Origin of the sequence: Pseudomonas sp. W2Oct36, from assembly GCF_041060465.1 — a bacterium.
GTDB lineage: Bacteria > Pseudomonadota > Gammaproteobacteria > Pseudomonadales > Pseudomonadaceae > Aquipseudomonas > Aquipseudomonas graminis_B.
In genome coordinates this window covers 1-13,328 of the sequence record NZ_JAUERW010000030.1, presented here as the reverse complement: position 1 = coordinate 13,328, position 13,328 = coordinate 1, and the positions used below count along the sequence as shown (strand labels likewise).

Here is a 13,328-nt window from a genome sequence, read left to right as displayed (position 1 = left end):
GAAGATCAGCCCTGCACACTGGACCAGTCGACCCAGCCGAATTGCCAGGTCGCGAGAATCAGCAGACCGAAGGCGATGCGGTACCAGGCGAACACGTCGTAGCTGTGGGTGGCAATGAACTTGAGCAGGCCGCGAACGGCGATCATGGCGAAGATGAACGCGGCGATGAAGCCGATGGCGAACACCGGCAGATCATCGGGCTGGAACAGGTGGCGGTATTTGTACCCCGAGTACACCGAAGCCGCGATCATGGTCGGCATCGCCAGAAAGAACGAAAACTCGGTGGCGGTCTTGCGTGACAGGCCGAACAGCAGCCCGCCGATGATGGTCGAGCCCGATCGCGAAGTACCCGGAATCATCGCCAGGCATTGCGCGAAGCCGACCTTCAACGCATCCACCCAAGTCATCTCATCCACGGTTTCGGCGTGAATCACATGCTCGCGGCGCTCGGCCCAGAGCATGATGAAGCCGCCGACCACCAGTGCAACGGCCACTGTGATCGGGTTGAACAGGTATTCGTGGATCAGATCGGAAAACAGCACCCCGAGCACCATGGCCGGCAACACGCCGACGATGAGGTTGGCGGTGAAACGCCGGGCTTCGGGCCGGGTCGGCAGCCCGGTGACCACGTCGAGGATCTTGCGACGAAACTCCCACATCACCGCCAGGATTGCCCCCAACTGAATAATGATATTGAACGCCATCGCGCGCTCGCCGCCAAAACCGATCAGGTCCGCAACGATGATCTGATGGCCCGTGCTGGAAATCGGCAAAAACTCCGTCAGCCCTTCTACAACCCCAAGTATCAGCGCCTGTGCAGCGGTCCAAAGATCCATCATTCCCCCGGCTGGAACCTGCTCATGGCACGGCTCTCTTGATATGTATTACAAACTGTTGCGCGAACGATAAACGGTCAAACGTAAAAAAAGCATGAACGTTACCGCGCTCTGCCTCGGGCATGAGCGCGGCGATGCTAGCAGACCTTTCTGACGAACGCGCTAGCATGAATACTGGCGCGAAGGCTTTGACGTTTACCCCATCGTCGTTACATTGCCTCTATGAACCCGACGTGCTGCCCAAGCTGTTTTTCTACTGCCTTTTCAGACGCTTCCGACGCATCATCGCGTCCCACCTCGGGCCATAAAGCGCCTACAATCGCCGACCCGTTTTTCCACCGTCTCTTCAGGAGTTGCCATGTCAGGGCTTGAGCTGTTTGCCGCTGCACTCGGTGTCATTGCCGTCTGGCTGACAGTCAAACAGAACCCATGGTGCTGGCCGATCGGTCTGGTCATGGTGTTGCTCTACACCTGGATCTTCTTCGACGTGAAGCTCTACTCCGACATGCTGTTGCAGGTGGTGTACGCCGTGCTGCAGCTGTATGGCTGGTGGCAGTGGACCCGCCGTGGCGCGGCGGACAACGGCCGCATCGTCACCTCGCTGGGCAGCGGCAGCCTGTTGCTCAGCCTGGTCGCCGGCGCCGTGGTCAGCGTTGTCCTTGGCGCGGCCATGGCCCATTTCACCGACGCCGCGCAACCCTGGCTCGACGCCACACTGACCGGTTACAGCCTGGTCGCGCAGGTCTGGATGGCGCAAAAGCGGGTGCAGTGCTGGCCGCTGTGGATCCTGCTCGACGTGATCTTCGTGGGCCTGTTTCTCTATAAAGCGCTGTACCTCACCGCGGGTCTGTACGCGCTGTTCACCCTGCTCGCCGTGCAGGGCTGGCGCGACTGGCGCGCCGACCCCGCGCTGGCGCGTTGACCGGGATGAAAGTGCTGGTACTCACAGGGCCCGAATCCAGCGGCAAGAGCTGGCTGGCGGAAGAGATTCAGCGGCAGTTCGGCGGCGTGCGGGTGGGCGAGTACGTGCGCCAGTTCATCGATGAGGTACAGCGGGACACCTGCTACGCCGACATCGACGTCATTGCCCGGGAACAACTGGCCCGTGAGGACGCCGCGCGGTCGCTCAAACCGTCACTGCTGATCCTCGACACCCATTTGCTCAGCAACGTCCTCTGGAGCCGTGCGCTGTTCAACGACTGCCCGGCGTGGATCGAAACCGCCCTCGCCGAGCGCCACTACGATCTGCACCTGCTGCTGTCCCCGGAGGGGGTCGAATGGGTCGGCGACGGTCAGCGTTGCCAGCCAGACCTGGCCGAGCGCCAGGCATTCTTCGAGGCCAGCCGGCAATGGCTGGTGGCCCACGGGCAGCCTTTCGAGGTGATTGGCGGGAGCTGGAGCCACCGCAGTGAGCAAGCACTGCAGCGGGTCAGCCAACTGATCAATGACTGAGAGCCTGCACGCCGGAGGTGAACGCCGGCGGCTGCATCGCTCAAGGCCTGATCAACGAATCTGATGCTTGTGCAGCAGGCGATAGAACGTTGGCCGAGAAATACCGAGCACTTTGGCGGCCACGCTGAGGTTGTCGCTGTGACGGGTCAACACATCACACAGCGCTTGCCGTTCCGCCCGGGACTTGTACTCATCCAGAGTGGCCATGCTGGTGCTGATCTCTTCTTCGCCCAGCAGCCCCAGGTCGAACGCTTCGATCTGCCGCCCTTCCGCCAGCACCAGCCCGCGACGCACCCGGTTCTCCAACTCCCGCACGTTGCCGGGCCAGTCGTGCTTGCCCATGGCAACCAGCGCGTCCTGACTGAAATTGCGTGCCCGCCGGCCGGTTTCCCGGCTGTAGAACTGGGCGAAGTGATTGGCCAGCAACGCCAGATCACCGTGCCGCTCGCGCAACGGCGCAGTGCCGACCTGCAACACGTTGAGCCGGTAATACAGGTCTTCGCGAAACCGCTTCATGCGAATCGCCGCTTCCAGATCGACGTGGGTCGCCGCCAGCACGCGCACATCCACCGGGACACGCTCCCCCGCCACTTCAATGTGCCGATCCTGCAGGAACCGCAGCACATTCGCCTGGACCTCCAGGGGCAAATCGCCGATCTCGTCGAGAAACAGGGTGCCGCCATTGGCCTCTTCAATGCGCCCCGTCCTGCGCTGGCGTGTTGCGTCTCCCGCGTCGGCGGTGCCGAACAACTCTTCCTGCAGCCATTGCTCCGACATCGCCCCGCAGTTGACCGAAATGAAGGGTTGCTCGCGGCGCTGGGACTGAGCATGCAGCGTGCGTGCGATCAACTCCTTGCCCGTCCCGCCTTCGCCACGGATCAGCACCGGTGATTCGGTGGGCGCCAGCTTGCTCAGCAATCGGCGCAACTCGCGCATCGGCCGGCTTTCCCCCAGCAATTGCTGGCCAGGATTCTCTCCAAAGGGGGCGCCTTTGCCATAACCGCCACCGCCGGCAACGCTGGCGCCTTTGGCACGCAGCCGCGCCATGCCGTAGGCGCGCCCCAGCGTGATCTGCACGCGGGCGACGTCGAAGGGCAAGGTATGGAAATCGAAGAACCACTCACAGACAAAATCACCGATGTGCTCGCGGCGCAGGTCCTCGCTGGTCAGCACGGCGATCCATTCGGTGTTGCTTCGAGAGATAAGGGACTTGACCACTTCAGGGTGTTCGAAATGCTCGGGCAGCAGGCGGATGAGGCCAACGTCACAGGGACGCAACGCGGCCTCTTCAAGGGTGCAGCTGTCGACATCCCACCCGGCAATGCGCAGGCCGGGGACCAGTTGCAGACATTCCTCGCACGGTTCGACGATCAGCAGGCGGCGTATGGAGGCCAGATCATGCATGTGAGTTTCCTTGGCGCCGGGGTCGCGTAGTGATCCATGGAGAAAACATTCTTATAAACAGTGCCTTGTGAAGGCCGATTGACACCATAGCAAGGTTTCTGACGCCCCCTTGGATCGATTCTGTATAAGCCTAAGATCGAAACGTGCTTAGCGTTTACGTACACCATCAAGCGCGCTTGGCAGTGAAGAACCTGGCCTCGCAGGAGTTTGGCTCAGGCGCGGCAAGGAAGCGCGGCAAAAGCGCCGCTTAAAATAAATCAAGAAATTTCAAAATGGGTGTGACTCAGCCCTGGGGGACGGTCATCAGTACAAGTAGCAACACCAGACGCCACCGAGCGAAACGCCCGCCGCCGGTGCTCAACGTACACGGGCACTTTGAGGACAGTCCATGAACGCCCCCTTGCGCTTCAACGATGCTTTGCTGATTGCCGGTCACGCCTTTGAACCCTTCCAGTGCGTGGCCTGGGCCCCACAGGATGGCAACGGCGAACTGAGCCTCACCGTCATCGATCGCACCAGCACCCGCATTGGCCGCAAGCAGATCCCCAGCAGCGCCTATTCCGATCCGAAGCAACTGGCGCAGTTTCTCGAACAGGCCCGGGCTGAAATCAGCGGCGAAGGCTACAGCCTCGAGCCGTGGACCATGCCCGCCTGAGACCCGAACGACGACGTGCGCTCAGCACTCGTCGATGTGGCGGTAGTCAGCGTTGAGTTGCACGGCGATGTCCCGGGCGCGGCCCAGCCGTATGGGCCCACGCTCGATGTCGATCAGCAGCACGGGGCCGCTGAACACGGGAAGCGGCTGCGCCGGTCGTGCTGATAGCTCCGGTATGTCCTTGACCCGCCCGTCCGTGAGAATCAGCACCCGTTGCTGTTCCGCCGGGCAGCGCTTGTGCCGATTTGCGGACCAGTCAGCCGCCTGATTGATCGCATCCCACAGCGGCGTGCCGCCCCCCGCACCCAATGCATCCAGCCACGGCTGCAACCCGGCGCTGGCTTTCAGGCCCTGATGCTGCCAGCGCGCGCCGGTGCCGCTGGCGGTGAGCAAGGCCAGTCTGGCGCGCTGCCGATACGCATCATCGAACAACCCCGCCAACAAACCCTTTGCCTGACTCAACGCGTGATTGCGCCGGGTCGACGCCGACGCGTCGACGATCACCAGCCAGAGCTGCTCCGGCCGGCGACTGCGGGGCTGATGCACCAGATCGCTGCGAACCCGGGGGCGGCCACGGAGCAAGGTGGGCAGCCACGCAATCGCGCCCTCTGCACCCGCGCGGGTCGCGCCGTTTCGGCCGCCGCCCAGTGCACCAGGTCGAGGGCTGGCATTCGCCCCCTTCGACAGACGGGGGCGAATGCCTAGGGCTTTTTTGGCCAGTGGGGCACTTCTTTGCGGTGACCCGTCTGCACGGTGCGGGCAGGCAACTCACCCCAACTGCCCTCGCCTGTTTCCGGCGATTCAGGTTGCCGCGGAGCACCGTCATCGGGTTTCGGCGGGGTTTGTTGTGATGGCGCAGGCGGCTGGGATTGCGGTTGTTGGGGCGGTTGCGGTTCGCGACGACGGTGACGCAGTGCAAAGTCGGCCACGGCGTCGATGTCCGCCTCGGCGATATGCGCAGCGCCGCGCCAGGCAGCATGGGCACGGGCCGCGCGCAACCAGACCAGGTCCGCTCGCATACCGTCGACCCCGGCGGCAAAACAGCGCTCGGTGATCAGGCCCAGACTGGCATCATCCAGTTCAATGCTCGGCAACAGCCCCCGGGCGCTTTCACAACGGGTCTGCAACGCCAGCTGTTGCGGGGCCCATTGCTGACAGAAGGCTTCGGGCGCGGCGTCGAAATCCAGCCGACGGCGAATGATCTGCCCGCGCTGTTGCGGCATTGTCTGCCCGCTCAACGCCACGTTCAGGCCGAAACGGTCAAGTAGCTGCGGGCGCAGTTCGCCTTCTTCCGGGTTCATGGTGCCGATCAGCACAAAGCGCGCCGCGTGGCGATGGGAAATGCCGTCGCGCTCCACCAGATTGACTCCGCTGGCGGCGACGTCCAGCAGCAAGTCGACCAAGTGGTCCGGCAGCAGGTTGACTTCATCGACGTACAGCACGCCGCCGTCCGCCTTGGCCAGGACCCCCGGCGAGAACGCCGCGCGGCCCTCGCCCAACGCGGCGTCAAGGTCCAGCGTGCCGACCAGGCGTTCTTCCGTAGCGCCCAGGGGCAGCGTGACGAACTGACCGCTGGCCAGTAAATCCGCGAGCCCTCGGGCCAGGGTCGATTTGGCCATGCCCCGCGGGCCCTCGATCAGCACGCCACCGATTTTCGGGTCGATGGCGGTCAGGCACAGGGCGAGCTTCAGGTCATCGGCACCGACGACGGCGGCCAGGGGGAAATGAGGGGTGTCGGTCATGTTCGATTCTCGTCAAGCCGCGGGGCAGTCATGTGGTTCAAGCCGGTCACGCGCCTTCGCAGGCTGCCCGGCAGGCGCTCTTCCAAGGTCATGACTCTTCGATGTCCAGCAACAGGTTCTCCAGCGCTTCGCGGTACTCGCCCGGTTCCTGCCACAAGCCGCGCTGCTGCGCTTCGAGCATGCGCTCGGTCATGTCCCGCAACGCGTCAGGATTGTGCTGCTGGATGAAATCGCGGGTCGAGGCGTCCAGCAGATAGGCATCGGCCAGCAGCGCGTATTGGTGATCGTCGATCAACTCGGTGGTGGCGTCGAAGGCGAACAGGAAATCCACCGTTGCCGCCATCTCGAATGCGCCCTTGTAGCCGTGGCGTTTGACCCCTTCGATCCACTTCGGATTGGCCGCCCGCGAGCGCACCACCCGGTTGAGTTCTTCCTTGAGCGTGCGGATCTTCGGAAGATCGGGCTGGCTGTGGTCGCCGTGGTAACTGGCGACTTTTGCGCCGGACAGGCTTTCCACCGCCGCCAGCATGCCACCCTGGAACTGGTAGTAATCGTTGGAATCGAGCAGGTCGTGTTCGCGGTTGTCCTGATTCTGCAGCACCGCCTGGACCTGGCTAAGCCGCTTGGCAAAACCTTCACGGGCGGGCGTGCCTTCGTCGCTGCCGCCGTAGGCGTAGCCGCCCCAGTTCAGGTAAACCTCGGCAAGGTCTTCGCGGCTCTGCCACAAGCGTCCGTCGATAGCGTTCTGCACGCCCGCGCCATACGCTCCCGGCTTGGCGCCGAAGACACGCCAGCCGGCCTGCTTCGCCGCTTGCTCGGCATCCAGGCCGTCGCGCAGCAATTGCTCGCGCTCCTGGCGCACGCGGGCGGCCAGCGGGTTCATGTCATCGGGCTCGTCCAGTGCTGCAACGGCCTGCACCGCCGCATCGAACAAGCGGATGAGGTTGGCGAACGCATCACGAAAGAACCCGGAAACCCGCAGGGTCACGTCAACCCGAGGCCGATCAAGCAGGCTCAGGGGCAGGATTTCGAAATCATCGACGCGCTGACTGCCCGTCGCCCACACCGGCCGCACGCCCATCAGGGCCATGGCCTGGGCGATGTCGTCACCGCCAGTGCGCATGGTTGCCGTGCCCCAGACCGACAGCCCGAGTTGACGTAAATAATCACCATGATCCTGTAAGTGCCTCTCCAGCAAAAGGTTTGCCGACTGGAAGCCAATGCGCCAGGCGGTCATGGTCGGCAGGTTACGGACGTCGACAGAGAAGAAATTGCGCCCGGTGGGCAGCACGTCCAGCCGTCCGCGACTGGGGGCGCCGCTCGGGCCGGCGGGGACAAAGCGGCCGCTCAGCGCGCCAAGGAGGTTGGCCATCTCGGCCGGACCGCACGCGTCAAGGCGCGGAATCACCACCTCATACAAAGACTCAACAACCTCCGACAACCCTTTGTTTTCAAAGCGATTAATCACCTCGACTCCAGCGGCAATCTGCTGAATCATCTGCGCAGCCAGCAGTTCCAGTCGCTCGCGGGTGTCACCCGTGGTACGCCAGGGTTCAGCGCTGACCTCATGTAATACCTGAGGTTTATCGCCGGTCCACGGCGCGCCGAGGTCACGGTCCAGCGGGTCGAAATCCAGCGCCAGCGCCTGACTCAAGGCGCGCAACAGGCTCGCCTGACCGCCGCGACCATCACCACGAGGCACGCGCACCATCGCCAGCAGCGTGTCGATGCGCAGCCGGCCCGTGGGCGACTCGCCAAACACGTGCAGCCCATCGCGGATCTGCGATTCCTTCAGGTCACACAGATAGGTGTCCAGACGCGGCAGCCACACGGCGGCGTCTTCGTCGCTATTGGCATCCCCGTCCATCGACAGTTCGCGGTCGATATGGGTCTCGCGCACCAGCCTGAGAATATCTTTCTGCAGCTCACGGGCACGGCGCGGATCGAGCAGTTGCGCTTCGTAATATTCGTCTGCCAGAAGTTCAAGGTCGCGCAACGGACCGTAGGTTTCGGCGCGGGTCAGGGGCGGCATCAAGTGATCGATGATCACCGCCTGGGTGCGGCGCTTGGCCTGGGCGCCCTCGCCCGGATCGTTGACGATGAACGGGTAGATATTCGGCATCGGGCCGAGGATCGCATCCGGCCAGCAGTGCTCGGACAGACCGACGCCTTTGCCCGGCAGCCACTCCAGATTGCCGTGCTTGCCGACATGGATGACGGCGTGGGCGCCATAGCGTTTGCGCAGCCAGAAGTAGAACGCCAGGTAACCGTGGGGCGGCACCAGGTCGGGGTCGTGATACACCGCGCTGTGGTCCACGTTGTAGCCCCGCGCCGGTTGAATCCCGACGAAGGTCATGCCGAAACGCAAGCCGGCAATCATCATCCGCCCGTCGCGGCACATGGGATCGGTGTCAGGGGCACCCCATCGCGCCATGACCGCATCGCGATTGGCCTCGGGCAACGCCTGAAACGCGGCCAGGTACTCGTCCATGGCCATGCTCTGGTGGCAAGGCCGCTGATCGAGGCTGTCCGGGTCATTGGTGACGCCGCCGAGCAGCGCATGAATCAGCGCTGTGCCCGATTCAGGCAGACCCTCGACCGGGTAACCCTCGGCCTGCATGGCGTTGAGGATGTTCAGCGCGGCGGCTGGCGTGTCGAGGCCGACGCCATTGCCAATGCGCCCGTCGCGTGTCGGGTAGTTGGCGAGAATCAGCGCCACACGCTTGTCAGTGTTGGCCGTACGGGCCAGCAGCACCCAGCGCCGGGCCAGTTCGGCGACGAAATCCATGCGTCCCGGCTGGGCGCGGTAGCAGACCACGTCGGACTGGCTGCGCTCGCTGTGCCAGGCCAGGTCCTTGAAGCTGATCGGCCGGCTGATGATGCGCCCGTCCAGTTCCGGCAACGCGATGTGCATGGCCAGATCGCGGGAGCCCAAGCCCTGGGCGCTGGCCTGCCAGGCCGGTTCGTTGTCCTGGGCGCAAATGGCCTGAATGACCGGGATATCCCGGCGAAACGGCCGCACGTCCGGCGCTTCCGGACTGGATTGAGCAAAGCCGGTGGTGTTGAGAATGACCTCGCAATCCACCTCATCGAGCCAGTCCTGCAGCGCGGTCATGCAACCGGCTTCCTTGAGGCTGGCGACCGCAATCGGCAACGGGTTCAAGCCCTGGGCCGACAAGCGCTCGCAGAACACATCAATGAAACCGGTGTTCGCCGCTTGCAGGTGGGAGCGATAGAACAGCACGGCAGCCACCGGCTGACCCGCGCGCCAGTCGGCCTGCCAGCGGGCCAGGTCGGCGTTGGGATTCTGCGGGTGATAAATCACGGTGCGCGGCAGGGTTTGCGGCTCGGCCCAGGGATAGTCACCGCCCAGCCAGCGCGTGGCGATGAAGCTGAACAGCGATAGAGCGTTGTGCTTGCCGCCCTGGCGCAGGTAGTGCCAGAGCCGCTCGCGGTCTTCGGCGGACTCGGTGCTCAGGCCGCTTAGCTCGGGGTCCGGCCGATCACAGCCGGGCACCAGAATCAGCTTGACGCCTTTGGCCGCCAGCTCCACCAGCCGTTCGACGCCGTAACGCCAGTAGCCGATGCCGCCGTGCAGGGAAATCAGGATGACCTTGGCGTGGCGAAGCACTTCGTCAACGTACAAATCCACCGAGGCGTGGTTCTGCACCTGCATGGGATTGGCCAGGCGCAGGCTCGGGTAATCGTCCGGCAGTTGCTGCGCGACTTCAGCCAGCAACGCCAGGTTTGAGTCGGCGCTGCACAGGATCACCAGCTCGGCGGGCGTCTGGCCCAGGTCAGCGATGCTGTCGTCGGGAACGAAGCCGCCGGGCTGTGTACGCAGCAGGTGCATGGTTAGCCTTTGATCGCGGAAACGGCAGCGCGCAATTGCGCTTCAAGAACGCCCGCGTCCAGTTCCTGGCCGATCAGCACCAGGTGGGTTTCGCGGGTTTCGTCTGACTTCCAGGCGCGGTCGAAATGCTTGTCGAACCGGGTGCCGACGCCTTGCACCAGCAGGCGCATGGGTTTGCCGGGAATGGCAGCGAAGCCTTTGACCCGCAGGATGCCGTGCTGGACGACGGCCTGGGTCAGCGCGTCGAGCAACAGCGATTCATCGGCCTGGGGCAGCGTGATGGAGATCGAGTCGAAGGCGTCGTGGTCGTGATCATCCGGATCGTCGCCTTCGTGGTGATCGTGGTGGGTCTTGCGGCCATCGATGTGCAGCTCTGACTCAGCGCCCAGGCCCAGCAACACACTGATCGGCAGCTGGCCCCGGTTCGCTTCGACGATCTTCACCGCTGGCGGCAGTTCTTCGGCGACTTCCGCGCGCACGGCGGCCAGTGCGTCCGCGTCGAGCATGTCGGCCTTGTTCAGCACGACGAGGTCGGCGCTCGCCAGTTGGTCGGCGAACAGCTCATGCAACGGCGATTCGTGGTCCAGGTTCGGGTCGAGTTTGCGCTGGGCGTCGACCTGATCCGGGAACGCAGCAAAGGTGCCGGCGACCACGGCCGGGCTGTCGACCACGGTGATCACGGCGTCGACGGTGCAGGCGTTGCGGATTTCCGGCCACTGGAAGGCTTGCACCAGCGGCTTCGGCAGGGCCAGGCCCGAGGTTTCGATGAGGATGTGATCGAGGTCGCCGCGACGGGCGACCAGTTCCTGCATCACCGGGAAGAACTCTTCTTGAACGGTGCAGCACAGGCAGCCGTTGGCCAGTTCGTACACGCGACCGACGGCTTCTTCTTCGATGCAGCCGATGGTGCATTGCTTGAGGATGTCGCCATCAATGCCCAGCTCGCCGAACTCATTGACGATGACGGCGATGCGACGGCCTTCGGCGTTGTCGAGCATGTGCCGCAGCAAGGTGGTTTTGCCCGAGCCGAGAAAGCCGGTGACGATGGTGACGGGGAGTTTGGCCAGTGTTTTCATCGGTTGCCCTCAGGCATGCGGCGGGGCAACGAGGACGAAAACAGCGCAGGCCGGCAGAAACAGAAACAGGCGCGCGGTTCGATTCGCCACCGGATCACCCCGCCCGGTTGTAGTGGAATTCCTCGGCCGCTCGCAGGCGGTCCGATTCGAGGCAGGTCTCCTGGCTCACGGCGGCCGGTCGCTGACAGGCATCGTCAGGCGACTGGCATTCATTGCGCCTTCCCGCTCGCGCAGTGGCTGTGCAATGAAGCGGTCCGTTTACAGTTGCGGGGGCAGCTGCGGCGTGAAACCGCATTCCCTTCTTAGCGCCGGTGGCTTTCATAAAAGCGGCCGACGAACCTCGAGTGCGCAAGGCTACGCAGTGACCGCAGGCCGGTCAATCGCGCCGTTGCAATGATTGCCGCGCCAATTGACGCACCGATCGCTGCATCGATTGACATGCCGACTGACGGGTCGATTGACGCGCCAAACAGCCCGTGGTCTCCTACACACCTTGTTACGGGTGCCCTTCACAGGGTGAAACGGGAAACCGGTGCGTGCAGACCTTTGGGTGTGCATCAGTCCGGTGCTGCCCCCGCAACGGTAAGCGAGTGAAGAGTCAGATCCACTGTATCCACAGCGATATGGGAAGGCGATTCTTGAAGGCGCGACGGCTGTGAAGGCTGTTGCATGTGCCCCTCGCGAGCCCGGAGACCGGCCCGACAACGTTATATAACAACCCGCGGTGGGCGGGCGCTGTTGAGCACTGCCGGCATTGGCCTGCGGTGTCTTCGCGCCTTTCCGTCCGCTGAATCCACATCAGAGGGAAGCGCCATGTCCGCCAGCACACCCCGCCAGACGTCCGGCACCACCACACACACCACGACGGCCGTTGCGAGCACGCAAAGCCAGCGCCTTGTCGCCGCCGTCAGCGCGATGTTTCTCGGTGCGTTTCTGGTGTACTTCGCCGGCTTCTCCCACATCGATGCGGTGCATAACGCGGCGCACGACACCCGTCACAGCTCCGCCTTCCCGTGCCACTGAGACCTGCCGCCATGTTCAAGCGAATCGCGCAAACGGCCGGGTTCACCGGACTGCTGGCCGCCCTGTTGTTGACGTTGCTGCAGAGCTTCTCGGTGGCGCCGCTTATTCTGCAGGCGGAGACCTACGAGAAGGCGCCCGCCGTCGAGATGCATGAGCACGCCGACGACGCCATGGCGGCTCATGTCCATAACGAAGAAGCCTGGGAGCCGGAAGATGGCTGGCAGCGCGTGCTGTCCACCACCGGCGGCAATCTGATGGTCGCGGTCGGTTTCGCCTTGATGCTGGCGGCGCTGTACACCCTGCGCACGCCGGCAAGTACGCGCGAAGGGGTGCTGTGGGGATTGGCCGGTTATGCGGTGTTTGTGCTGGCGCCGACCCTCGGTCTGCCGCCCGAGCTGCCCGGCACCGTCGCGGCGGACCTGACCCAACGACAGATCTGGTGGGTCGGCACCGCTGCGTCCACGGCTGCGGGCCTGGCGCTGATGGTATTTGCCAGACACTGGCTGCTGAAGGTCATGGGCGCGGTGATTCTGGTGGTGCCGCACATGGTCGGCGCGCCGCAACCGGCGGTCCATTCGGCACTGGCGCCGGAAGCCCTTGAAGCGCAGTTCAAGATTGCGTCGCTGCTGACCAATGCCGCGTTCTGGATCGCCCTGGGCTGGATCAGCGCCTGGCTGTTTCGTCGCAGTGAAACGCCTGCGGCGCACACGGGTTTGAACCCCGCGCTTTGACCGTGAATGACTCGTGCGACCGACCGCTGTGGGTGGTCGGCCTGGGCTGCCAGCGCGGATGCTCGGCGCTGGAGCTTCGGCAACTGATAGAGGATGGTTTGCGGGAGTGTCAGCTGGCCCCGGCAGACATTGCTGCCCTGGCGTCGATTGATGGCAAAGCCGATGAAGCGGGGTTGCTGGAACTGGGTCATGGGCTGGGCCTGACGGTCGGGTTCTTCAGCGCAGGTGACCTGGCGGCTTACGAGGATCAGCTCAGCCATCGATCCGAGATCGCTTTTGAACGCACGGGCTGCTACGGCGTGGCGGAAAGCGCCGCGTTGGCCATGGTGACGCGGTTGACCGGCTCGCCAGCGACATTGGTCATCCCCCGCCGAAAAAGCCCCCACGCGACATTTGCATTGGCAACCGCAACCGGCAGGGCGAGCGCAACCTCTTAGGACCGGCTCAAATTGTAGGACCGGCTTTAGCCGGGAAAGCGTCAAGCGTCACACTGCAAATATGAGGGTGTACATGCAGGCCCCTTCCCGGCTAAAGCCGGTCCCACGGACACACCGCG

General features: G+C 63.9%; 12 protein-coding genes and 2 riboswitches. Of the genes, 6 read left to right on the top strand and 6 right to left on the bottom strand.

Translation table 11 applies throughout. The annotated features are described in order from the left end of the window. Positions 1-5 precede the first annotated feature (5 nt). Positions 6-836 (bottom strand): undecaprenyl-diphosphate phosphatase, encoded by an 831-nt coding sequence (locus QWI18_RS24395; RefSeq protein ID WP_369305862.1) that lies wholly within the window; start codon positions 834-836, stop codon positions 6-8. Positions 837-1,194: 358 nt separating this feature from the next. Between QWI18_RS24395 and pnuC the strand changes: the two genes are divergently transcribed. Together pnuC and QWI18_RS24385 are read left to right on the top strand one after the other, a co-directional pair. Further along, complete coding sequence (gene pnuC / locus QWI18_RS24390; protein WP_296309595.1) at positions 1,195-1,758, top strand: nicotinamide riboside transporter PnuC; 564 nt, start codon at positions 1,195-1,197, stop codon at positions 1,756-1,758. Between the two features lie 5 nt (positions 1,759-1,763). After that, positions 1,764-2,288 carry an AAA family ATPase gene (locus tag QWI18_RS24385; RefSeq protein ID WP_369320065.1) on the top strand — a complete coding sequence of 175 codons (525 nt, stop codon included), beginning with the start codon at positions 1,764-1,766 and terminating at the stop codon, positions 2,286-2,288. Positions 2,289-2,339: 51 nt separating this feature from the next. Here the strand turns inward: QWI18_RS24385 and QWI18_RS24380 are convergent, their stop codons facing one another. Continuing rightward, on the bottom strand, positions 2,340-3,692 hold the full coding sequence (locus QWI18_RS24380) for a sigma-54 dependent transcriptional regulator (RefSeq protein ID WP_065991434.1): 1,353 nt from the start codon (positions 3,690-3,692) through the stop codon (positions 2,340-2,342). A gap of 388 nt (positions 3,693-4,080) precedes the next feature. On the opposite strand from QWI18_RS24380, the gene QWI18_RS24375 reads away from it, so the two are divergent. After that, positions 4,081-4,347, top strand: a complete 267-nt coding sequence (locus QWI18_RS24375; protein ID WP_065991433.1) for a hypothetical protein — start codon at positions 4,081-4,083, stop codon at positions 4,345-4,347. Between the two features lie 21 nt (positions 4,348-4,368). On the opposite strand, the gene QWI18_RS24370 is transcribed toward QWI18_RS24375, so the two are convergent. The 4 genes from QWI18_RS24370 to cobW all read right to left on the bottom strand — a co-directional run bounded on the left by QWI18_RS24370 (position 4,369) and on the right by cobW (position 11,018). After that, positions 4,369-4,995, bottom strand: coding sequence for a VWA domain-containing protein (locus QWI18_RS24370; protein ID WP_369320079.1), 627 nt, complete (start codon positions 4,993-4,995; stop codon positions 4,369-4,371). A 53-nt stretch (positions 4,996-5,048) separates the two neighbouring features. Next, positions 5,049-6,089, bottom strand: coding sequence for an ATP-binding protein (locus tag QWI18_RS24365; RefSeq protein ID WP_192135661.1), 1,041 nt, complete (start codon positions 6,087-6,089; stop codon positions 5,049-5,051). Between the two features lie 88 nt (positions 6,090-6,177). Continuing rightward, the gene (gene cobN, locus QWI18_RS24360) at positions 6,178-9,942 is read right to left on the bottom strand and encodes a cobaltochelatase subunit CobN (protein ID WP_369320064.1); all 3,765 of its coding nucleotides are present in this window, start codon (positions 9,940-9,942) and stop codon (positions 6,178-6,180) included. A 2-nt stretch (positions 9,943-9,944) separates the two neighbouring features. Continuing rightward, on the bottom strand, positions 9,945-11,018 hold the full coding sequence (cobW, locus tag QWI18_RS24355; RefSeq protein WP_369320063.1) for a cobalamin biosynthesis protein CobW: 1,074 nt from the start codon (positions 11,016-11,018) through the stop codon (positions 9,945-9,947). Positions 11,019-11,150: 132 nt separating this feature from the next. Then, positions 11,151-11,376, bottom strand: a riboswitch (cobalamin riboswitch). Positions 11,377-11,501: 125 nt separating this feature from the next. After that, positions 11,502-11,735, top strand: a riboswitch (cobalamin riboswitch). Between the two features lie 96 nt (positions 11,736-11,831). Between cobW and QWI18_RS24350 the strand changes: the two genes are divergently transcribed. From QWI18_RS24350 to QWI18_RS24340, 3 genes are read left to right on the top strand one after another with little or no spacing between them, the layout of a single operon-like run. Beyond that, complete coding sequence (locus QWI18_RS24350) at positions 11,832-12,041, top strand: CbtB-domain containing protein (RefSeq protein ID WP_065991428.1); 210 nt, start codon at positions 11,832-11,834, stop codon at positions 12,039-12,041. A gap of 11 nt (positions 12,042-12,052) precedes the next feature. After that, a complete protein-coding gene (locus tag QWI18_RS24345; RefSeq protein ID WP_369320062.1) occupies positions 12,053-12,772 on the top strand; it encodes a CbtA family protein in 720 nt (239 codons plus the stop codon). A gap of 2 nt (positions 12,773-12,774) precedes the next feature. Continuing rightward, positions 12,775-13,209: a cobalamin biosynthesis protein gene (locus tag QWI18_RS24340; protein ID WP_065991729.1), complete on the top strand. Its 435-nt coding sequence runs from the start codon at positions 12,775-12,777 to the stop codon at positions 13,207-13,209. The last annotated feature ends 119 nt before the right edge of the window (positions 13,210-13,328 follow it).